Annotated in this window: 17 protein-coding genes and 2 pseudogenes; 13 read left to right on the forward strand and 6 right to left on the reverse strand. The window is 69.6% G+C overall.

Translation table 11 applies throughout. From position 1 onward, the window contains the following. Window positions 1–3 precede the first annotated feature (3 nt). The 3 genes from ACZK5N_RS01420 to ACZK5N_RS01430 all read right to left on the reverse strand — a co-directional run bounded on the left by ACZK5N_RS01420 (window position 4) and on the right by ACZK5N_RS01430 (window position 5,103). Window positions 4–456 carry a NanQ anomerase/TabA/YiaL family protein gene (locus ACZK5N_RS01420; RefSeq protein WP_459018102.1) on the reverse strand — a complete coding sequence of 151 codons (453 nt, stop codon included), beginning with the start codon at window positions 454–456 and terminating at the stop codon, window positions 4–6. Continuing rightward, window positions 453–3,539, reverse strand: coding sequence for a glycoside hydrolase family 2 TIM barrel-domain containing protein (locus ACZK5N_RS01425; RefSeq protein WP_459018104.1), 3,087 nt, complete (start codon window positions 3,537–3,539; stop codon window positions 453–455). Before ACZK5N_RS01425 ends, ACZK5N_RS01420 begins: the two co-directional genes overlap by 4 nt. Window positions 3,540–3,651: 112 nt before the next feature. Then, the gene (locus tag ACZK5N_RS01430) at window positions 3,652–5,103 is read right to left on the reverse strand and encodes a nitronate monooxygenase (protein WP_459018105.1); all 1,452 of its coding nucleotides are present in this window, start codon (window positions 5,101–5,103) and stop codon (window positions 3,652–3,654) included. A 219-nt stretch (window positions 5,104–5,322) separates the two neighbouring features. Here ACZK5N_RS01430 and ACZK5N_RS01435 point away from each other — a divergent pair, with 219 nt between their 5' ends. From ACZK5N_RS01435 to ACZK5N_RS01475, 9 genes and pseudogenes are all read left to right on the forward strand, one after another. Next, a complete protein-coding gene (locus ACZK5N_RS01435) occupies window positions 5,323–6,348 on the forward strand; it encodes a LacI family DNA-binding transcriptional regulator (protein WP_459018106.1) in 1,026 nt (341 codons plus the stop codon). A gap of 169 nt (window positions 6,349–6,517) precedes the next feature. Then, entirely contained in the window at window positions 6,518–7,645 is a 1,128-nt protein-coding gene (moeB, locus tag ACZK5N_RS01440; RefSeq protein ID WP_459018108.1) for a molybdopterin-synthase adenylyltransferase MoeB, read from the forward strand. A gap of 16 nt (window positions 7,646–7,661) precedes the next feature. Continuing rightward, complete coding sequence (locus ACZK5N_RS01445) at window positions 7,662–7,901, forward strand: MoaD/ThiS family protein (protein WP_459018110.1); 240 nt, start codon at window positions 7,662–7,664, stop codon at window positions 7,899–7,901. 13 nt (window positions 7,902–7,914) lie between these two features. After that, a pseudogene (locus ACZK5N_RS01450) lies at window positions 7,915–8,133 on the forward strand (DUF4031 domain-containing protein); the annotation flags it as partial. Window positions 8,134–8,209: 76 nt separating this feature from the next. Further along, complete coding sequence (locus ACZK5N_RS01455; RefSeq protein WP_459018112.1) at window positions 8,210–8,785, forward strand: HD domain-containing protein; 576 nt, start codon at window positions 8,210–8,212, stop codon at window positions 8,783–8,785. 84 nt (window positions 8,786–8,869) lie between these two features. Next, window positions 8,870–9,325, forward strand: a complete 456-nt coding sequence (locus ACZK5N_RS01460) for a cupin domain-containing protein (protein ID WP_459018113.1) — start codon at window positions 8,870–8,872, stop codon at window positions 9,323–9,325. 89 nt (window positions 9,326–9,414) lie between these two features. Next, window positions 9,415–10,005 (forward strand): TetR/AcrR family transcriptional regulator, encoded by a 591-nt coding sequence (locus tag ACZK5N_RS01465; RefSeq protein ID WP_459018115.1) that lies wholly within the window; start codon window positions 9,415–9,417, stop codon window positions 10,003–10,005. After that, window positions 10,002–11,747 (forward strand): ABC transporter ATP-binding protein, encoded by a 1,746-nt coding sequence (locus ACZK5N_RS01470; RefSeq protein ID WP_459018117.1) that lies wholly within the window; start codon window positions 10,002–10,004, stop codon window positions 11,745–11,747. Before ACZK5N_RS01465 ends, ACZK5N_RS01470 begins: the two co-directional genes overlap by 4 nt. Further along, window positions 11,744–13,726, forward strand: coding sequence for an ABC transporter ATP-binding protein (locus ACZK5N_RS01475; RefSeq protein ID WP_459018119.1), 1,983 nt, complete (start codon window positions 11,744–11,746; stop codon window positions 13,724–13,726). Before ACZK5N_RS01470 ends, ACZK5N_RS01475 begins: the two co-directional genes overlap by 4 nt. Before the next feature lie 372 nt (window positions 13,727–14,098). Here the strand turns inward: ACZK5N_RS01475 and xylB are convergent, their stop codons facing one another. Then, window positions 14,099–15,490, reverse strand: coding sequence for a xylulokinase (gene xylB, locus ACZK5N_RS01480; protein WP_459018120.1), 1,392 nt, complete (start codon window positions 15,488–15,490; stop codon window positions 14,099–14,101). Between the two features lie 11 nt (window positions 15,491–15,501). Beyond that, window positions 15,502–16,671 (reverse strand): xylose isomerase, encoded by a 1,170-nt coding sequence (xylA, locus tag ACZK5N_RS01485; RefSeq protein WP_459018121.1) that lies wholly within the window; start codon window positions 16,669–16,671, stop codon window positions 15,502–15,504. A gap of 72 nt (window positions 16,672–16,743) precedes the next feature. Between xylA and ACZK5N_RS01490 the strand changes: the two genes are divergently transcribed. From ACZK5N_RS01490 to ACZK5N_RS01505, 4 genes and pseudogenes are all read left to right on the forward strand, one after another. Then, a complete protein-coding gene (locus ACZK5N_RS01490; protein ID WP_459018122.1) occupies window positions 16,744–17,964 on the forward strand; it encodes an ROK family protein in 1,221 nt (406 codons plus the stop codon). Between the two features lie 27 nt (window positions 17,965–17,991). Beyond that, the gene (locus ACZK5N_RS01495) at window positions 17,992–18,843 is read left to right on the forward strand and encodes a VOC family protein (protein ID WP_459018123.1); all 852 of its coding nucleotides are present in this window, start codon (window positions 17,992–17,994) and stop codon (window positions 18,841–18,843) included. 188 nt (window positions 18,844–19,031) lie between these two features. After that, complete coding sequence (locus ACZK5N_RS01500) at window positions 19,032–20,549, forward strand: potassium/proton antiporter (RefSeq protein WP_459018124.1); 1,518 nt, start codon at window positions 19,032–19,034, stop codon at window positions 20,547–20,549. A 63-nt stretch (window positions 20,550–20,612) separates the two neighbouring features. After that, window positions 20,613–21,458 (forward strand): annotated as a pseudogene (locus ACZK5N_RS01505) (PPK2 family polyphosphate kinase); the annotation flags it as partial. A gap of 164 nt (window positions 21,459–21,622) precedes the next feature. Here ACZK5N_RS01505 and ACZK5N_RS01510 read toward each other — a convergent pair. Beyond that, window positions 21,623–21,979, reverse strand: a complete 357-nt coding sequence (locus ACZK5N_RS01510) for a BlaI/MecI/CopY family transcriptional regulator (protein WP_459018125.1) — start codon at window positions 21,977–21,979, stop codon at window positions 21,623–21,625. Between the last annotated feature and the right edge of the window lie 25 nt (window positions 21,980–22,004).

A 22,004-nucleotide genomic window follows, 5' to 3' on the forward strand; every position in this document is an offset into this window, starting at 1 on the left:
GGGCTACTTGTTGTGGAAGCTGGCGCCCTCGACGGTGACGTGCAGCAGCACGGCCTCGCCGCAGGGAGCCGGAAGGATGCGGGCGGCCTCGTCGATGTCGACGACAAGCAACCCGCCGTCGGGGACTCGGACGGTCTCGCCGGAGCCGGTGAACAGCTGCCGGTCGGTGAGGTCGTCATAGGCCCCTTCGACGGCGAGGTCCACCTTGGCCGCCACCTCCACCGCGACCTCACCGCTGAGCGCGGCGACGACGAGGTGGTAGCGACGGCGCCCCACCATCTCCTCCGTCGCGAGGGCTGTCGCGGGGGCCTTGCGGTAGGTGAGGGAGTCACCGATGGAGTACGCGACGCCGGCGGACAGGCCGGGAGCGGCGTCGAGGGCCTCCAGGGTGCGCGCCCACTTCGTCGTTCCACCCAGGATCTCTCGCAGGGTGGCGTGGTCGGTGAAGAGCCTCATGCCGGGTCCTCCTGGCTGGTGACGGGCTGCAGGGTGAACTCGAACTCGAACGCCTCGAACCGCGTCCGGTAGGCGTCCAGCACCTCGGAGCCCCAGGAATTGGAGCCGAGGCCGAGGACCTGGTCGTTGAGATTGAGGGTGACGGTGTCGCGGCGCGTGAGGTCCGTGACGTGCCGTGCGGCGTCGATGTCTGCGCAGCTGTACGGCCACGCGGAGAAGTGGAACGGTCGCTCCCCGGCCCGCCGCGACACCCGCAGCCCCTGCCCGGAGCCGTCGGTCACCTCCACCCACCGGACGTCGCCGCGATTGCCGTAGTCCTGCGGGACGACGTAGGGCGTGACCATGGCGTCGACGTCGCTGGACCAGAAGCCAACGGGGTTGGCCGTCGCCGAGTCGGGGTAGTTCTCGCCCGGTCCGCGCCCGAACCAGTCCACCCGGCGGAGGTCACCGGGCAGCTCGAGGGTGACGCCGATGCGCGGGACGATGTCGCGGTAGTTGCCGTAGGGCGTGCCGACGGCGCGGACGGTGGCTGCGCCGTCGGGCGTGATCCGCCACTCGATGTCCACATGGCACCCGAAGTCGAGCACCGGCGGCGCGATGCGGGCGCGATAGCTGAGCAGAACGTCGTTCCCGTCCGAACGCCAAGCGACGTCGCGGACGGAGGTCTGCATGAGCTGGAGGTGTCGCGGGAACCAGAGCTCGTCGGCCTCCTGTTGGTGGTTGTCGATCAGCGGCTTCCAGAATCCGACGCGGAGGGGGGCGGCGACGAGGTCGCGGCCGGCGGACGTCCAGGAGAGGAGGTCTGCGGTGAGGATGTCGAAGGTGAGCCGGCCGGTAGAGGTGTCGACGTGGAGCAGGTGGTGGTCGGGATCCGCGTGAACGGTGGGGCCGCCCAGCGCCTCAGCCACCCGCGAAGGGCCCTCCCCGCGCGGGTCAAGCGCCTCAGCCCGCGGAGACGTGCCCGTAGTGGCACCCTCCGTGCTCACCCCTGAGCGTGGGGGCCCGGACTGGGGGACCGTCTCCGCGCCGGCGCCCTGCACAGCGAGCTGATAGCGGCCGATTTCGTGGCCTGGCTCACACCACGGGGTGGCTCGGGTGGTCACGACGGTCGCGATCGACGCCGCCTCCCGAGCCCCGACGAAGGGCAGGGCGTACGGGATCTCGGCGGTCTCTCCCGGCGCGATGGGGGTAACGCGCAGCACATCGGTAGCAGTCAGGTCACCGTCGGTCCAGGTGTCGACGCGCAGCTCGATGTCGCCCAGATCGGTGAACCAGCGGCGGTTGGTGACCCGCACTCCGCCGTCGACTGCCTCCACCAGGACCGGGCAGATCACAGCCGCGTACTCGGTCAGTCCTGGGCTGGGCTCCTGCCACGGAAAGACGAGGCCGTCGATGCAGAAGTTGGAGTTGTTGGGGTAGTCGCCGAAGTCGCCGCCGTAGCGGTGGTACTCCTGCCCATCCTCGCCCACCGCGAGCAGGCCATGGTCCGCCCACTCCCAGACGAAATGCCCCTGGATGGAGTCCCAGCGGTTGAACACCGCCTGGTACTCGCTCAGCCCGCCGGGGCCGTTACCCATCGCGTGGCCGTACTCGCAGATGATCCGCGGCTTGGGGTGCGGGTGCTCGCCGAAGTCGTTCATCTGCGAGACCCGCGAGTACATGGTGGAGATCACGTCCACGTGCTCGGCGTTGCGGTCCTCCTCGTAGTGCACGGGACGGTAGGGGTCCAGCGCCTTGGCGCGGCGATACATCGCGGGGATGTTGCAGCCGTAGCCGGACTCGTTGCCGAGCGACCACATGATGATGCAGGCGTGGTTGCGCTGCGCCAGCACGTGCCGCTCGATCCGGTCCACGTACGCGGTCTCCCAGGCCGGGTCGTCGGTGATCCGCGACAGGTCCCCGACGTTGGCGAAGCCGTGGGACTCCAGGTCCGTCTCCGCCAGCACCATCAGCCCGATCTCGTCGCACATCTCGTAGAAGCGCGGGTCGTTGGGGTAGTGCGCGGTGCGCACGGCGTTGATGTTGTGGCGCTTCATGAGCTCGAGGTCGCGGCGGACGCGGTCCATGCCGACGGCGCGACCGCGGCGGTCGTCGTGGTCGTGCCGGTTGACGCCGTGCATCATGAAGTAGGACCCGTTCAGCCGGAGCAGGCCGTCCGCGACGGTGACCTCGGCCAGGCCCAGACGGTGCGGGACATGCTCGGCTGGGCCGTCAGGCCCGACGACGGTGAGCAGCATGTCGTAGAGGTGCGGTTCCTCCGGGTTCCAGAACCGTGCTCCGCGGATGGTGACGGCTGCCGTCGAGCCGGGCGCCAGGGTGGTCTCAGCCACCGGGACACCGCCGTCGGCGATCGTCCAGGTCAGCGAGGAGGCGCCGTCGGCCGACGCGGTGAGGGTGACCTCGGCGTCGTCGCCCACCTTGTGCGTGCGGACGTGGAAGTCCTTCAGCCGCGCGGCGGGGCGGGTGACGAGGTAGAGGTCGCGGAAGATGCCCGAGGCCCACCACATGTCCTGGTCCTCGATGTAGGTGGCGTCGGAGAACTGCAGCACGGTGATGGCGAACAGGTTGTCGCCGTCGACCACGTGGGCGGTGATGTCGAACTCCGCCGACAGCCGCGACCCCTTCGTCATGCCGACGAACTCCCCGTTGACATGGATCTCGGCGTAGCTCTCCACCCCGTCGAGGCGAAGGACCATCTGCTCGCCGAGGGCCGGCGCCGACAGCCGGACCGTGCGCTGGTAGGCGCCGGTGGGGGTGTCGGCCGGGACGTGCGGCGGCTCGATCGGGAACGGGTACCCCTCGTCGGTGTACTGGAGCCGGCCGTGTCCGTCGAGCTGCCACAGGTGCGGGACGACGACGGTGTCCCAGTCCTGCTCTGTCGCCGTGAACGACGACGGCACCCGCGCCGGGTGGTCGAACAGACGGAAGCGCCAGGGGCCGGTGAGATCGACGAAGCCGCGCGAGGCCCTGCGGTCGCGACCTTCGGCCAGCTCGGGCGTCGCGTAACCGAAGAAGTAGGCCCGGGCGGGCATTCGGTTGCGTCCGGTCAGCGCCGGGTTCTCCCAGTCGAGGGGCTCCGTCATGGACGCGGTCTCCTTTAATCGTACGTCTCTCCCGGAATGTAACCGGTTACATTGATAGTAGAACAAGACCCCCGGCTGCGCCAACCGGGGGTCTCGAGGAGGGGTGAAGCGCCTAGACGGCGTCGACTGGGACGGCGTCGGTGCGGCCGGTCAGCAGCCACTCGACGGCCTGCTTCGCCGTCCACCCCCCCGGGTGGCTGATGGCCAGCTCCTCGGCGCTGGACAGGTCCTGCCCGAGAGTGATGGCCGGCTGCTCCCGGTACCCGTTCTTGCGCAGCTGCCCGAGGCCGATGTTGGCCATCAGGGCGTTGCACAGGCACTTGCGCCCCACCGTCTCCTCCGCGGAGCCGCCCTTGCGCAGGTACGGCGTGATGGGCTCCGAGGGACAGCGGTAGGTGATGGACTTGTCAGGACGCTCAACCGGGACGCGCAGGTAGCCGAGGTCACAGATGCGCTCGCGCGCCTCGTAGACGTCGTCCTCCGACAGCGTGTCCGAGAGCTGGGCCACCTTGAACGGGAACCCCGTCGGCGAGGCCCGGGGATCGTTGCGGACCACCAGGCTCCCGGAGGTGAGTTCGGACATCAGCCGGTTCCTCAGCTCTGCGGTGATCCCGGACTCTTCGGCCAGGGCGAACAGCGTGCCGGTCTGTACGCCGGCTGCACCGGCGGCGCGCGCTTCGGCCACCTTCTCGGGTGACGCGTAGCCGCCGGCGAGCCAGAACGGCAGCCCCACGTTCGCCACCTTCGCCAGGTCCGCGTCGTCCCTCGGCCCGTACACCGGGTCACCGGCATCGTCCAGGACCACCTTGCCGCGCGGCGGAGAGCTGTGCCCGCCCGCCCTCGGACCCTCGACGATGAATCCGTCGGGGCGGATCTCGGGGTCGCGGTTGAGGTAGTCGGCCAGCACGTGGAGGGTCACGATCGCGAGGAAGTTGGGGCGACGCAGCGCCGGCAGTTCGTCGCCGAGCATCGTGGCCGGGCTGAGGGTCGCACGGTGCGTCGTCGTGGAGTTGATCACGTCGATCGTCAGGTGCCCGGTCCGGCCGGAGGCGTACTCGGTGAGCAGCCTCGGCATCTCACGGGGCACCCCCGCACCCATGATGACGTAGTCGACGTCCGCCAGCATCGCGCCCAGGACGGCCGAGAGGGTGGCCGTCTGGATCTTCTCCAGCAGGTTGATGCCGACCTGGCCGGCGTGGCCCTCTTTGGCCAGCCAGACCTCGGTGAAGTTACCCACCAGGCTCAACTCCAGCGCCGCCCTCCGGGGAGAGATGGTCAGGGTGGGGTGCGGGCGGTACGGCTGGCCCTCGGGGCGTCCGCCCTCGAGGTAGTACGTGGCCATGACGCGCTGCGCCATCGCCTGCGACGGGAAGTGCGCCATCGCCCGGCGACGATGCCCTCCCGGATCGCCGTCCTGGAGCTCACGGGCGAGCACGCCGTCGAGAGCAGTTCCTGAAACGACGCCGAGCTCCCCGCACAGCGAGACCTCCCGGGCCAGTTTCCACGACGAAACAGCGACGCCCATGCCGCCCTGGATCACCGTCGGGGGATGTGTGATGGGCACCGGAATCTCCTCGAGAACGCGCAACAAGATATCCCTACGGTACCGTAACTTACGCTAGCGTAGACATCTGGGGTCCCGACAGGCGGACTTGAACGATCCCTCACGCCCAGAGATCCCCGCAATCAGGCGTGGCCGATCTGCGCCGAGCAGCGCGGGTGCGAGGCGACGGCACCCGGGAGCGTGAGAGGATGAGCGACACCCGCGCAACCAAGGAGTCCCGTGCCCAGAGCCCCCCGCACCGGCCGCGCCAGCGTCACCATCGGCGACGTGGCGCGCGTGGCGGGAGTGTCGCGGGCGACGGCGTCGCGGGCCCTCAACGACTCGCCGTTGGTCACCGAGGACACCAAGCAGAAGGTGCGCGAGGCCGTCCGCGAGACCGGCTTCGTCATGAACGCGCAGGGCCGGGCGCTGGCCGTCGGCAAGGCGGAGTCGGTGGCGATCCTCGTCACCGAGCCCCTCGACGAGCTGTTCCAGGACCCCACCTACGCCTCCATCCTCCGCGGTATCACGGAGGGGCTCGCCGAGACGCCCACCCTCCCGATCCTCCTGCAGGCGTCCTCGTCGGCCGAGCACCGGCGCGCACTCCGGCACTTCGAGCGACGCTCGGTCGACGCAGTGATCGACATCTCCCCCTATGTGGGCGGCGAGATGCTCGAGGCGCTCAAGGGAGGCGACCTCCCCGTCGTCCTGTGCGGCCAGCTGGAGGGGCATCCCTACGAGGGCGTCTTCTCCAGCGTGTACGCCGACGACGTGCGCGGGGCGGGGCTGGCCGGCGCCAGGATGGTGAAGCGCGGGAGGACCAGGATCGCGGTGATCAACGGCCCGATCGACAACCCTGCCGCCGCGGACCGCCTCGTCGGCTACCGGGAGTCGCTGGGCAGCCTGTTCGACGAGCGGTTCGTCCTGTCCACCGGCTGGGACTCCACCTCCGGGTTCGAGGCCATGCGCCGGCTCCTGCAGAACGAACCCCACCTCGACGGGGTGCTCGCCGGGTCGGACCGGATCGCGATGGGGGCCATGGCCGCACTCGAACTCGCGGGGCGCTCCGTGCCCGAGGACGTGTCGGTGATCGGCTTCGACGACCACGCCGTCGCTTCCACCTCCACCCCGCCGCTCACCACGGTGCGGCAGCCGATGCGGCAGGAGGGCAGGATCGCGGCGGAGCTGGCTCTGGGCATGGTCGACGGCGACGCGCCCAGGACGGTGGTGCTGGCGATGGAACTGGTGGAGCGCGCAAGCGTCTGACCGCCCATGGGCCGATGCCCGCGTCGTCGGGGGCGGGGGGTTGAGCCGATGGATGGGTTCGCGACGTGACTCCTGCTCAGTCTCCGCGGGGCGCGCTTCACGAACCCATCCATCGGCTCAACTCGCACACGCCACAGGGCGCCAGCGCCTCGCCAGGTAGGCTCGAACGGTGACAGCCCCGCTAGTTGAACCCGGCCCGGAGCTCACCCGCGCCCAGCTCACCCGCTACTCGCGACACCTGCTGGTCCCCGGCATGGGCATCGAGGCTCAGCGGCGCCTGCTCGCCGCCCGGGTCGCGGTCGTCGGCGCGGGCGGGCTCGGGAGCCCGATCCTGGCCTACCTGGCCGCGGCCGGCGTCGGGCACCTCACAATCATCGACGACGATGCGGTGGACGCAAGCAACCTCCAGCGGCAGATCATCCACCGCGACGACGCCGTCGGCCGCCCCAAGGTTGACTCGGCCGCCGCCTTCGTGGAGGCCCTGAATCCCGACGTCACCGTCACCACCCACCGCACCCGCATCACCCCTGACAACGCTCGGAGCCTTCTCGAAGGCCACCACCTCGTCCTCGACGGCGCCGACAACTTCCCCACCCGCTACGCCGTCTCCGACGCCAGCGCGGAGCTCGGACTCCCCCTCGTCTGGGCCGCGGTGCTGCGGTTCGACGCGCAGGTCTCGTCCTTCGTGCCCGGCCGCCCCGACTCGGTGACCCTCCGCGACCTCTACCCGGTCCCTCCCCGTCCTGAGGACGTGCCGTCGTGCGCGGAGGCCGGCGTGCTGGGCGCACTGGTGGGGCAGGTGGGGTCCATCATGGCCGCCGAAGCAGTCAAGCTGATCTGCGGATTCGGCGAACCGCTCGTGGGCCGCATCCTCCTCATCGACGCCCTCACCCAGCGCACCCGCGAGGTGCCGCTGCGCCCCGCGCCCCCCGCCGCCCACGTCCACACCCCCACCAGAGAGGCCACCATGACACTGAACGAGCTCACGGTCGAGGACGTCGCCGCCCTCCTCGAGAGTCCCGCGCGTCCCACGCTCCTGGACGTCCGCGAGCCGGCGGAGCATGCGCTGGGCACGATTCCCGGTTCGCTGGCGGTGCCGCTCGGCGAAGTGCTGACCTGGGACCGGCTGGACGACAACCTCCCCGACGGACCGGTCATCGTCTACTGCAAGATCTCGCCCCGCGCGCGCCGCGCCGCAGCGCACCTCATCGGGCTCGGCCACCCCGACGTGTCGCTGATGGACGGCGGCATGATCGCGTGGGGCGAACGGATCGACCCCAGCTTCCCGCACTACTGATGCGACACTGGTTCCCATGGCGACGGTGAGGTACTTCGCCGCGGCCGCCGAGGCCGCGGGCACGGAGCAGGAACAGGTGGACGCGGCAACGCTCGGCGCCCTGCTGGCCGACCTGCGCGCGCGACACGACGCCAGGCTCACCCGCGTGCTCGAGGTCAGCTCGATCCTCCATGACGGCCGATACGCGGAGGACCCTTCCACTCCGCTGGCGGACGATGCCCTCCTCGACGTCCTCCCGCCCTTCGCCGGCGGCTGACGGGGGCTCGACGATGGCCGTGCTGATCGACCCGCCCCGGTGGCCGGCGCACGGCACCCTGTTCGGGCACCTGGTCTCGGACTCCTCGCTCGACGAGCTCCACGAGTTCGCCGCCCTCGCCGGCCTGCCTCCCCGCGCCTTCGACCACGATCACTACGACGTCCCCGCCTCCCGGTACGACGCGCTCGTGGGTCGGGGCGCCGTGCCCGTCGGCGAGCGCGAGCTGGTGCGGCGCCTGGCCGCCTCGGGGCTCCGGGTGCGCATGGTGGACAAGACCCCCCCCGCGGGCGGCCGCCCGGGCCGCGGTGGTGGGGGCCTGGGAAGGCCTCGGCCTGCCGACGACCCTCCGCGACCATCTCGTCGCCCGCTGGTCCGAGCCACACCGCCATTACCACGACCTCCGCCATCTGGCGCAGTGCCTGACCGCCCTGGGTCAGCTGGACTGCGCGGACCCCGTCGTCGAGCTCGCCGCCTGGTTCCACGACGCGGTCTACGACGGGGTGCCCGGGGAGGACGAGGAGGCGTCGGCGAGCCTGGCCGAGGCATCGCTCACCGGATTGATCCCGGATGTCGACGTGGCGGAGGTGTCGCGGCTGGTCCGGATGACCGCGACCCACGCGCCCGCCGACGCGCGCGGAGCCCTCCTGTCCGATGCGGACCTCTCGATCCTCGGGCAGATCCCTGGGCGCTACCACGTCTACGTCCGCGACGTCCGTCTCGACTACGCGCACGTCGACGACGACGCCTGGCGGGCCGGACGAGCCGCTGTTCTGCGTCAACTGCTCGACATGAAGCCCCTGTTCCGGACCGCGCGAGGGCAGGAGATCTGGGAGCCCCGCGCCCGGGAGAACCTGTCCGCGGAGCTGGCGGGACTGACTCGCTGAGGGTCGGCCAGGAACCGGCATCATTCCCCCCTCCGCGTGGTCCGACGCTGGGCTAATGTGGTCAGACGACCGGAGGGAGAACCGATGAAGATCACGGACAACGGGCCGGAGCCCAACGTCTTCGACCTGGAGACCGCCACCAAGCAGAATCCGAACTACCGCACCGTCGCGTGGACCGGCAAGTACCTGCAGGTCACGCTGATGTCCATCCCCGTCGCCCACTCGATCGGGCTCGAGGTGCACCCGGACACGGACCAGTTCATCCGCCTCGACGCAGGCAAGGGCCGCTGCCTGATGGGACCGAGCAAGGACGAGCTCAACGTGAAGGTCGACGTGGAGGACGGCTGGTCCGTCCAGGTCCCCGCCGGCACGTGGCACGACATCGTCAACACCGGCGACGAGCCCATGCAGCTCTACGTGATCTACGCCCCGACGCACCACGCCAAGGGCAAGGTGCACAAGACCGAGGAGGACTCGGAGGCCGACGAGAAGGCGGGCAAGGACGAGCCGCCGTCGTGGACGGTCCAACCCGACGAGTGACCTGCTGAGGGGCCCCGCCACGGCGCGGCCCCTCGTCGTTCCCTGAGGTGAAACTTGATGAGTGAGTGTTCACTCACTACACTCGTCCCGTGACCCGAGCAGCACCCATGCCCCCCGAACAGCGCCGGGCGGCCATCGTCGAAGCAAGCATCCCGCTCCTGGAGAAGCACGGCCAGGCGCTCACCACCCGCATGGTGGCAGAGGCCGCCGGCGTGGCCGAGGGCACGATCTTCCGCGTCTTCGACTCACTCGACGACCTCATCTCCGCCACCATCAGCGAGGCACTGTCCGCCGAGCGGCTGGCCACCCACCTGGCCGCGTCGGACCTCACCGGCGACATCGAGACCCAGACCCGCGCCGCCATCGAGCTCATCGAGCAGTACCTGCACTCGGTGCACACCATGTTCGTGGCCGCACACGGAGCAGCGAAGCACACCGCCCCGCACGCCGCGCAATGCGCCCGCACCGAACTCGAGGCCCGCACGGCCGAGCTCGACGCCTGGATGACAGAGGCGTTCGAGCCGCACGCACCTCGGATCACGATCCCCCTCGACGCCTTCGCGACGCTGCTGCGCACCTTCGCCGTCGGGCACGCCTCACGCTTCGTCTCGTCGTCACTCTCACTCGACGACCTCGCCCGCCTCGCGCTCCACGGGGCGCTCCGAAAGGACACCGCATGATCTCCCGCTTAGGGCGGCTCATCAACCGCTACATCCGCCCCTACTGGGGGCTCCTCGCGATCGTCATCGTGCTGCAGACCATCGCGACCATCATGTCGCTGTACCTGCCCACCCTGAACGCCCGCATCATCGACGAGGGCGTCGTCACCGGCAACACGGACTTCATCTGGGGAACCGGCGGCATCATGCTGGCGCTGTCGGCCGTCCAGGGCGCCGCACAGATCGCCGCCGTGTGGGCCGGCGCCAACGCGGCCATGCAGTTCGGCCGCGACGTCCGGGCCGCCATCTTCGAGCGAGCCCTCTCCTTCTCCGCCCGCGAGCTCAACAAGTTCGGCGCCCCGTCGCTGATCACCCGCAACACCAACGACGTGCAGCAGGTCCAGATGCTGGTGCTCATGAGCGCCGTCATGCTCGTCTCGGCCCCCATCACCATGGTGGGCGGCGTCTTCATGGCGCTGCGCGAGGACGCCGGGCTGTCGTGGATCATCCTGGCCGCCGTCGTGGTCCTGGGCGCCGGCATCACCATCCTCATCGTCAACATGGGCCCGCTGTTCGAGACCATGCAGAAGCGGATCGACACCCTCAACCGCGTCCTCCGCGAGCAGATCACCGGCATCCGGGTGGTGCGCGCCTTCGTCCGCGAACCCCACGAGGCCCGCCGATTCGACAAGGCCAACGCCGAACTCGTCGACACCACCACCACCGTCGGACGGCTCATGGCCTTCCTGTTCCCCTTCGTCGGGCTCATCATGAACGTCTCCACCGTGGGCGTGATGTGGTTCGGCGCCCAGCGCATCGAGTCCGGAGACATCCAGATCGGTCAGCTCACCGCGTTCATCTCCTACCTCATGCAGATCCTCATCTCGGTCATGATGACGACGATGCTGCTGGTCATGGCGCCCCGCGCCGCCGTCTGCGCGGACCGCATCATGGAGGTCCTCGACACCGAGAGCTCCGTCGCCCCTCCGACGAATCCCGTGGCGCCCACGGGGGAGCGCGGGCACGTCGTCTTCGACGGGGTGAGCTTCTCCTACCCAGGCGCGGAGTCGCCGGTCCTCCGGGACGTCTCCTTCGAGCTGACCCCCGGCACCACCACCGCGATCATCGGCTCCACCGGGGCCGGCAAAACCACCCTGATCAGCCTCATCCCCCGCCTGTTCGACGCGACGGGTGGCCGAGTGCTCGTCGACGGCGTGGACGTGCGCGACCTGGACCCGGACACCCTGTGGGCCCGGATCGGCCTCGTGCCGCAGAAGCCCTACCTGTTCACCGGCACCATCGCCAGCAACCTGCGGTACGGCAAGCCGGACGCCACCGACGAGGACCTGTGGTCCGCGCTCCGCGTCGCGCAGGCGGAGGCGTTCGTGCTCGAGAAGGACGACCAACTCGGGGCGCACATCTCCCAGGGCGGCACCAACGTCTCCGGGGGGCAGCGACAGCGTCTGGCCATCGCCCGGGCACTGGTGAAGAAGCCGAGCGTCTACATCTTCGACGACTCCTTCTCCGCCCTCGACGTGGCCACCGACGCCCGGCTGCGCGCCGCGCTGAAGCCCGAGACCGCGAGCGCGGCCGTCCTCGTCGTCGCCCAACGTGTGTCCACCATCATCGCGGCCGACCGCATCCTCGTCGTCGACGACGGCGAGATCGTCGGTCGCGGTACCCATGAGGAACTGCTGGCGTCCAACGAGACGTACCGCGAAATCGTCGAATCCCAGCTGAGCGCCGAGGAGGCCGCCGCATGAGCGAGAACAGAGCCATCCCCGTCAAGGCGAACGAACGCCCCAAGCACGCCCCCGCCCTTCGCGGTGGCCCCGGTCACGGCCCGATGGCGGGCAGCGGCGAGAAGGCCGCCAACTTCAAGGTGTCCGTCAGACGGCTGCTCGGGCATCTCCGCCCCCAGCGCGCCGGGATCATCCTGGCGATCGCCATGGGCGTGCTGTCGGTGGCGCTCAGCGTCGTCGGCCCCAAGATCCTCGGTCGGGCGACAGACCTCATGCTGTCCGGCATCATCGGCGGCCAGATGCCCGCCGGGGTGAGCAAGCAGCAGGTCGTGGACCGCGCCGTCGCCGAGGGGAACGCGGACTTCGCGGACCTGCTGCGCAACCTGGACTTCGTCCCCGGCGAGGGCATCGACTTCGGGGCCATCGGCGGCATCCTGCTGTGGGTGCTCGGCCTCTACGTCGTGTCGTTCATCTTCTCCTACGTGCAGGGCTGGGTCCTCAACGGCGCGGTGCAGAAGTCGATCTACCAGATGCGCCGCGAGGTGGCCGCCAAGCTGGACCGGCTGCCGCTGTCCTACTACGACAAGCAGCCGCGCGGCGAGGTGCTCAGCCGCGTCACCAACGACATCGACAACGTGTCGCAGACCCTGCAGCAGACCCTGTCGCAGCTGCTCAACTCGCTGCTCATGGTGATCGGCGTGCTGATCATGATGTTCTGGATCTCCCCCATCCTGGCGCTCGTGGCGCTGGTGTCGGTGCCCATCGCCATGGTGGTGGTCTCCGTCATCGGGAAGCGCTCCCAGAAGCTGTTCGCGCAGAACTGGAAGTCCACCGGAGAGCTCAACGCGCACATCGAGGAGGCCTTCACCGGCCACTCGCTGGTCAAGGTGTTCGGCCGCCAGAAGGAGGTCGAGGCCGAGTTCCAGGTCCGCAATCAGGAGCTCTACAAGGCGGGCTTCGGCGCCCAGTTCATCTCCGGCATCATCATGCCGGTCATGTTCCTGGTCGGGAACCTGAACTATGTGGTCATCGCCGTCGTCGGTGGCCTGTGGGTGGCGTCGGGGCGGATGAACATCGGCGACGTGCAGGCGTTCATCCAGTACTCCCGCCAGTTCACGCAGCCGTTGACACAGGTGGCGTCGATGGCCAACCTGCTGCAGTCCGGCGTCGCTTCGGCGGAACGGGTCTTCGAACTGCTGGACTCCGAGGAGATGTCGGAGGAGCCCGCAGGCGAGCTGAAGGTGTCGCGGGGGGATGTGGTGTTCGACCACGTCGGGTTCTCCTACAAGCCCGAGCATCCGCTGATCCAGGACCTGTCGTTGACCGCTCTGCCCGGTCAGACGGTGGCGATCGTCGGGCCGACCGGCGCGGGAAAGACCACGCTGGTCAACCTCATCATGCGGTTCTACGACCTGCAATCCGGCCGGATCCTGATCGACGGCGTCGACATCTCGACGGTGGCGCGCGGCGAGGTGCGCGGCAACATCGGCATGGTGCTGCAGGACACGTGGCTGTTCGGCGGCACCATCCGCGACAACATCGCCTACGGCCGTCCGGACGCCACCGAAGAGGAGATCCTCGCGGCCGCGCGGGCCACGTTCGTGGACAGGTTCGTGCACTCGCTGCCGAAGGGCTACGACACGGTGATCGACGAGGAGGGCTCCAACGTCTCCTCCGGCGAGAAGCAGCTGATCACCATCGCGCGGGCGTTTCTCGCGGATCCGGCGCTGCTGATTCTTGACGAGGCCACCTCGTCGGTGGATACGCGGACCGAGGTGCTGGTGCAGCACGCCATGGCGGCCCTGCGCACTGGGCGGACGTCGTTCGTCATCGCGCACCGGTTGTCGACCATCCGCGACGCGGACCTGATTCTTGTCATGGAGGAGGGGCGCATCGTTGAGCAGGGCACGCACCACGAGCTGCTCGACGCGAGGGGTGCGTACTTCGACCTCTACCAGTCGCAGTTCAACGCAGCGATCGAGGAGGAGACGGCCGCCTGATCCGCTCTCGACGCCTCCTGAGGAGGTGGGTGTGGCGTTTCGGGGGTGTCGCGGGGCGCGGAGAGGGCATCAGGACCTGCGGCCGGTGTTCCTCCAGGAGGGCATCCGGGCCCCTCATGCGCCTGAGACCCGCCCTGGAGGAACACCAGCCGCGCCACAGCAGGACGACGCGCGGAACCGGGAGCCGAGGACCGGGCGGCTCCTCTACGCGACCAACGCTGGGGCCGGCGCCAACAGCGAGAGCCGCACACAACGGGCCGCCCGGTCCTCGGCTCCCGGATCCACGCCCATACCCAGACAAGGGCTTCGCCTACGGCGATGCGTTGAGAACGGCGATGCGTCAGGAACGTAGGAACGGCGAAAGGTTGAGGATCACCAGCCGTTGGACTCGGCCAGCCTCCCCGCGACCTCGCGGTAGCGCGACCCGATCTCCGGCCGCGACTCCGCCTGGTACGACTCCGTCGACGACGACGCCCACGCAGGCCGCGACCCCGACAGCGCCCACGCCGCCTGGCGCGCCGCGCCCAGGGCGACGTACTCGGCCGGGGCCGGAACGTCGACGGGGACCCCCAGCACCTCCGGAGCCAGCCGACGCACTGCCTCCGACTTCGCCCCGCCGCCGATCAGGCTGACGCGCTCGATGGCGACGCCGAGCCGGCGGATCGCCTCCAGACCCTCGCCCATCAGGCACAGCAGCCCCTCGACGGCGGCCCTGGCCACGTTCTCCGGCGTGAAGTTCTTCAGCGTCATCCCCACCAGCGACGCCGTCGCGTCGGGGAGGTTCGGCGTCCGCTCCCCCTCGAACCACGGCACCATGACTAGCCCCTCGGCACCCGACGGGGCCGACAGCGCCAGCCGCGACAGTTCGTCGAAGTCGACCCCCAGCACCCGACGCGCCGCATCGAGGATCCGGGCCGCGTTGAGGGTGGCGGTCAGCGGGAGCCACGAACCGGAGGCGTCGGCGAATCCGTTCACGAGCCCGGACTCGTCGTAGGCCGGCGTCGACGACACTGCCGCGACAACCCCGGACGTGCCGAGCGACACGCTCGTCTGACCGGGCCGGAGATCCAGGCCCAGGGCCGCGCCCGCGTTGTCGCCGCAGCCGGGGCCGAGCAGCCAGCGCCCGCCGTCGACGCCCTCGGACGGCCCGAGTACCCGCGGGAGCACGACCGACGACGCGTCGCGCCGCAGCGCCAACGACAGCAGGTCACGGCGGTACTCGTTGGCCACCGAATCGAAGTAGCCCGTGCCCGACGCGTCGGACCGGTCGGTGACCAGATCCGTCAGAACCCCGGACCCCTGGATCTTCCACGTCAGCCAGTCGTGCGGCAACGCGACGGCGGCCACCCGCTCAACATTCGACGGCTCCGCGTCCGCCATCCAGCGGAGCTTGGTGTTGGTGAACGATGCCAAAGGGAGGTACCCCACCGCCGGGACCCACCCGTCGAACTCCTCACGGAGCTGACGGGCGGCGTCGGCGGACCGGGTGTCGTTCCAGAGCAGGGCCGGCCGGATGACCTCACCCGAGGCATCCAGCGCGACCATGCCGTGCTGCTGGCCGCCGACGCTGATCGCGGCGACGTCGTCGAGCCCACCCGCGGCGGCGGAGGCCGACTGGAAGGCGGTCCACCAGTGATCCGGGTGCACCTCCGTCCCGTCGGGATGGGCGGCTGCGCCCTGGCGGACGATCTCACCGGTGTCGGCGTCAACCACCAACACCTTGCACGACTGCGTCGACGTGTCGACGCCGGCGACCAGCGTCACGGCTTAACCCCTCAGGCCTTGAGCAGGTGGCGGACGGCGGCCTGCTGCAGTTCGACGAAGTGGTACTCGCGGGCACCCTTCTCGTCGGGATCAGGCATCTCGGCGGCGCGCAGGTCCGCGACCGTCTCACCCTCGGCGAGCGTGGGCTCGGCGAGCTCGAAGATCGAGGCCTGGCGCATGAGCTCCTGGACTGCCGGGTCGGCGCGGAATGCGCGGGCGCGCTCGGCCAGCAGGGTGAAGGTCTCCATGTTCGCCTTCGCCGAGTCCCAGATGCCCTCGACGCCCTCGGTGCGGCTGGGCTTGTAGTCGAAGTGGATGGGGCCCTCGTAGCGGGGCGCGTCCGGGCTGGCGGGGAAGCCGTTGACCAGGAGGTCGACGGTGAAGAACGAGCTCATGAGGTCGCCGTGACCGAAGGCCAGGTCCTGGTCGTACTTCAGGCCGCGCTGGCCGTTGAGGTCGATGTGGAACAGCTTGCCCGCGTACAGCGCCAGCGCGAGGCCGGTGGTGTAGTTGAGGTTGGCCATCTGCTCGTGACCCACCTCGGGGTTGAGGCCCACGATGTCGCCGTGCTCCAGCGTCGCGATGAGGCCGAGGGCGTGCCCGATCGTCGGGAGCAGGATGTCGCCGCGGGGCTCGTTGGGCTTGGGCTCGAGGCCGATCTTCAGGTCGTAGCCCTTGTCCTTGATGTAGCCGGCGATCGTGTCCAGGCCCTCGGCGTAGCGAGCGTGGGCCGCGAAGTAGTCCTTGGAGGTGTCGTACTCGGCGCCCTCGCGGCCGCCCCACATCACGAACGTGGACGCACCCACCTCGGCGGCGATGTCGACGGCGTTCAGGATCTTCTTCAGCCCGAAGCGACGGACCGCCCGGTCGTTGGAGGTGAGGCCGCCGTCCTTGAAGATGGGGTGGCTGAACGTGTTGGTGGTGACCATCTCGATGGTCAGGCCCGACTTGTCACAGGCGTCCTTGAGCTGCTTGATCCGGCCCTTGGCGGTGGCCTCGTCGGCGTCGAAGGGGTAGATGTCGTTGTCGTGGAACGTGATGCCCCAGGCGCCGAGCTCGGCGAGCTTGTCGGCGTAGTGCCACGGGTCGAACTCGGGCCGGGTGTCGGAGCCGAACGGGTCGGTGCCACGCCATCCGACGGTCCAGAGGCCGAACGAGAACTTGTAGGGCTGATCGGTCATGCTGATCTCCTCATCGAGAGCGATATTGTTTCTGTCCTGAACTTATAACGGATCTGAGCTAGAGTCAAGCGCATGCGCACCACTTTCGAGCCCAGCAGCGGCGTGGCCCGCCAGGGCAACCTGCGCGCCAGCAACCTCTCGCTGGTCGCACGCCGGATCTACGCCAGCGACACCCCCTTGGCAAGGGCCGATGTCGCCAAGGCCACCGGAATGACCCGCTCGACCGCGTCGCGCATGGTGGACGAGCTGGTGGCCGCCGGGATCGTGACGGAATCCGAGCCGGTGCCGTCCAATCGGCGCGGCCGCCCGTCGGTCCCGCTGCACCCGCGTGCGGGCACCCTCATGGCCCTGGGGTTGGAGATCAACGTCGGCCACAGCGCGGCTCGGCTCGTGGACCTGGGCGGGACCGTCGTCGCCGAGGCGGACCTGCTGGAGGACCACGTCGGCGCCGACCCCGCCCGCACGCTCGCGCAGCTGGCCGGCCTGGGCCGCGACTGCCTCGCGGCCATGCCCCCCGGGGCCACGCTGGTGGGCATCGAGCTCGCCGTGCCGGGCCTCGTCGACGCCGCCACGAACATGCTGCTCAGAGCCCCCAACCTCGGCTGGCGCAACGTCGACCCCAGGCCGTTCCTCCGCGACGGGGGGCTCCCGCAGGTGGAGTCGGTCGCGTTCGGCGTCACCAACGAGGCCGACAGCGCCGCCATCTACGTCAGCCGCGAGCGCCCCGGCCACCCGGGGGATCTCGGCACGTTCCTCTACCTGTCCGGGGAGGCGGGCATCGGCTCGGCACTGGTCAGCGACGGCAAGGTCTCCCTCGGCACCCGCGGATGGGCGGGCGAGATCGGCCACGTCTGCATCTCACCCGACGGACCACGGTGCGGCTGCGGTGCCACGGGCTGCCTCGAGCGCTACGCCGGCACCCGCGCCCTCACCGAGCTCGTCGGGGTGTCCACCATCGACGAGGTCCGCCAGGCCTACCTCGACGACGATCCCCGCGCCGTCGACGCCATCCGGGAAGCCGGGCGCGCCCTGGGCCTGGCGCTGGCCAACGCAGGCAACCTCCTCGACATCACCACCGTCGTCCTGGGCGGCGATCTCGCACTCTTCACCGAGCAGTACCGCCCCCAGATCATGCACGAGCTGGACACGCGGCTGCTGGCACGACCGTTCGCGGAGCCGACGCTGCTGGCCGTGCCGCCGGATCACGCCACGCCCGCCTTCGGCGCGGCGTACATCGCGCTGGAGCGGGTGCTGGACGATCCGGGCCGCTGGACCACACACGGTCTTGATTAGTTGAAGCTTTAACTATATGATGGAGGCATGAGCCTCTCCGCAGACACCCGCATGGGTCGCCTGGAGCTACGCGTCCGGGACATGCCCACCATGATCGCCTTCTACACCGACGGCGTCGGCCTCGAGCCCCTGGCCGACGAGCCCGGGGCCGTCACGCTGGGCCACGGCGCCACGCCCATCGTCCGGCTCACCGAGTCCAAGGACCTGCGGCCCGCCCGCCGTACCGACGCCGGCCTGTTCCACACCGCCGTCCTCTACGACGAGCTGCCCGCCCTTGCCTCAGTGCTGGTGCAGATGTACCAGAAGTACCCCGACACCTACGCGGGCACCGGGGACCACCTCGTCTCGCAGGCCTTCTATTTCACCGACCCCGAGGGCAACGGCGTGGAGCTCTACCACGACCGCCCGCGCGACCAGTGGCAGTGGACCGGCAACCAGGTGCAGATGGCCACCCTCTACATCGACCCGGCGGAGTTCGTCGCCAAGCACCTGGCCGGCACGGACCCGGACCGCCTGCCGCCCACGCAGGCGCAACTCGGCCACGTGCACCTGCAGGTCGGCGACGTCGCGACCGCCCGCGCCTTCTACGTCGACGCCCTGGGCTTCGACCAGACGGCGACCCTCGGAGGGTCCGCCCTTTTCGTCTCCGCGGGTGGGTACCACCATCACATGGCGATGAACGTGTGGAACTCGGCGGGCGCCGGCCCGCGGCACAACACGCTGGGCATGGGGGTCGTCGACATCCTCGTGCCCACCGCCGAGGAGTTGGGCAAGACCGACGAGCGGCTGAGGTTCGCCGGGCACCGTCCCACGTTCGACGGCCGCACCCTCACCGCGCTCGACCCCTGGCGCAACGAGATCCGCCTCACCGTCGGCTGAGGTAGCCCGCCCCGCGGAAACGATCCTCCAGTGCGGCCGCCCCTGCTCATACCGAAGCGGGGACAGCCGCACTGGAGGATCGTTTCCGCGTTCCCCGGCCGATGAACCTTGGAGCTGGACGCCTATCGGCCGCTAAGCTCTAGCCCACCGGCCGAAGGGTCCCCGATGCGCACCACGCGAGCCAGACCATGACCCACGAGGAGCTCAATCTCGTCGTGCTGGCCGTCTCGGGCGTGTTCCTGGCCGGCGTGATCGCGGTGCGCATCTCCTCCCGCAGCGGCATGCCCGGGATGCTGCTCTATCTCGGCATCGGGCTCATCATCGGCGAGTCCGGCCTCGGCATCCTCTTCGACGACACCCAGCTCGCCTTCAATCTCGCGCTCCTCGCGGTGGCCGTCCTCCTCACGGACGGCGGCTTCACCACGCGCTGGGCGGACCTCCGTCCAGTAGCGCTGAGGGCTGGGCTTCTCGCGACGGCCGGTGTCCTGATCAGCGTCACCGTGGCCTCCGCGTTCGCCGTCCTCATCCTCGGGCTGGACCTGCGGACTGCGATCCTGCTCTCCGCGATGGTGTCCTCCACCGACGCGGCCGCCGTCTTCGCCATCCTGCGCCGCCTGCCGATCAAGCGCCGCGTCCGCACCACGCTCGAGGGCGAATCAGGCTTCAACGATCCCCCGACGATCGTGCTCGTCATCGTCGTCGCCTCGGACGCGTGGAACGAGGGGTCCGTGGCCTCGATGGTGGGTACGGCCGCCTTCCAGCTCGTCGCGGGGGCACTGATCGGCCTGGTCATCGCCCGCCTCGGGCAACTCCTGCTCATGCGCATCTCGCTCCCTTCGGCCGGCCTCTACCCGCTGGCCACCCTCACCATCGCGATGGTGGCCTTCGCGACGGCCGGGGTCGCGGGAGGCTCCGGACTACTGGCGGCGTACGTGGCCGGGATCTGGCTCGGCAACCAGACGCTGCCGCACCACGCCACGACGGAGGGCTTCACCGAGTCCCTCGCATGGCTGGCGCAGATCGCGCTGTTCATCATGCTGGGGCTGCTGGCCTCCCCGTCGGAGCTGCCGGGCGCCGTCGTCGACGCGCTCGTCATCGGCTCGGTCCTCACGTTCGTGGCCCGACCGATCTCGGTGTGGCTCTGCCTGGCACCGTTCAGGGTGCCATGGCGGGAGAAGGTGTTCACCTCCTGGGCCGGGCTCCGCGGAGCGGTGCCCATCATGCTCGCGACGATCCCGCTCACCGAGCAACTCCCCCGCGCGAGCCACATCTTCCATGTCACCTTCCTGCTCGTGGTGACCTTCACGCTTCTGCAAGGACCGACACTCCCCCGGCTGGCCCGGTGGATGGGCGTGACGGAGGCCATCTCGCAGCATCCGGTGACCTTCGACTCCTCCCCACTGGAGGGGATCGACGCCGCCCTGGTCCAGGTCACCGTGCCGCCCGGGAGCCGGCTGTCCGGGATGTACGTCGACGACCTCCGGCTGCCCCGCGGTGCGGTCGCGTCCATGGTGATCCGCGGTGACGACGTGCTGGTCCCGGACAGGGCCACCCGGCTGCGGGAGAACGACCAGGTCCTCCTCGCCGTCCGCACGGACCTCCTCGAGCGCACGCAACGCCGGCTCGAGCTCATCCACGAGGGCGGGGCGCTCGCGCGGTGGGTGACGTCGGGACGCAACCGTCGTCGCCTGACCGACGACCGCTGAGCCGAACCCCGCCCCTGGAGCCGGGACCCGGGCCAGAATGGGGTTTCGAGGAAAGGACAACGCATGACCGACTTCTGGAGTGATGACCCCCGCGCGCTGCTGCGCGTCCGGCCGGGCTTCGATCTCTCCACGTTCGATCGAGCGGGCACACCCGGGTGGACGGGCGACAAGGATGAGGCCGAGGACACCATGGCAGAGCGCGGGGAGCTGATGTCCGAGCTCCAGGAGCGCCTGTTCGCCCACGGCCGCTCCGGTGGCAACCGCAGGATCCTGGTTATCGTGCAGGGCCTCGACACCGCCGGTAAGGGCGGCATCACGCGCCACGTCATGGGGATGGTGGACCCGCAGGGCGTGGCCCTGCGCAGCTTCGGGGTCCCGACCGAGGAGGAGCGCAGCCACCACTACCTCTGGAGGATCGAGCGGGGCCTGCCCAAGCCTGGCCTCATCGGGGTGTTCGACCGCTCGCACTACGAGGACGTGCTGGTCGTGCGCGTCGAGGAGCTGGTGGAGGAGGATGTCTGGCGCGCACGCTACGACGAGATCAACGCCTGGGAGAAGGCTCTCGCCGACGACGACACGGTGATCCTCAAGTTCGCCCTCATGGTGTCTCGCGACGAGCAGGGAAAGCGCCTGATGGAGCGCATCGATCGCCCGGATAAACACTGGAAGTACAACCCGGGAGACGTCGATACCCGCCTGAAATGGGACGCCTTCCAGGAAGCGTATGCCGACGTGTTCCGGCTCACCTCGACGGAGCACGCCCCCTGGTACGTCCTGCCCGCTGACAAGAAGTGGTATTCGCGCTTGGCGGCGACTGAGATCCTCACGCGCACCCTCGTCGACATGGACCTCAAGTGGCCCGCGGCGGACTGGGACCCTGAGGTGGAGCGTCGACGGCTGGCCGCGACCATGTCGCCCGAAGCACTCGCCGAGACCGAGGAGGACACCGGGAACGGCAAGAAGGACACCGGGAACGGCAAGAAGGACACCGGGAACGGCAAGAAGGACACCGGGAACGGCAAGAAGAATCGGAAGAAGACGTCCAAGAAGGACGGGTCCGGCTGATCCCCCGCTCAGCCGATGGGGACCGGGCCGGCCAGCGCCGCCCGCTCCTCGTCGGTCAGGGAATCCGCGAGGCGACGCAGGGCCTCGGCTCGGACCTGCAGCGGCACACGCTCGAGCTGGCGCATGAGGTCGCGCACCACCACCTCGGCCTGCGACGACGTGGGCCGGTACTGCCACGCGCGGGCGATCAGTTCACGCGAGACCAGGCCCTTCTTCGCCAGGCGGTCCAGCACCGTCATGACGGTGGTGTAGGCCAGCTCCCGCTCGGCGCTCAGGTCCTGGTGGACATCGGCGACGGATCTGGGCACGTCGGAAGCCCACAGCAGCTCCATGACGCGCTGCTCAAGTTCTCCACGTGACGGCATGGGGCCAAGCATAAACGGCGGAGTC

The organism is Tessaracoccus pujii (assembly GCF_055326215.1).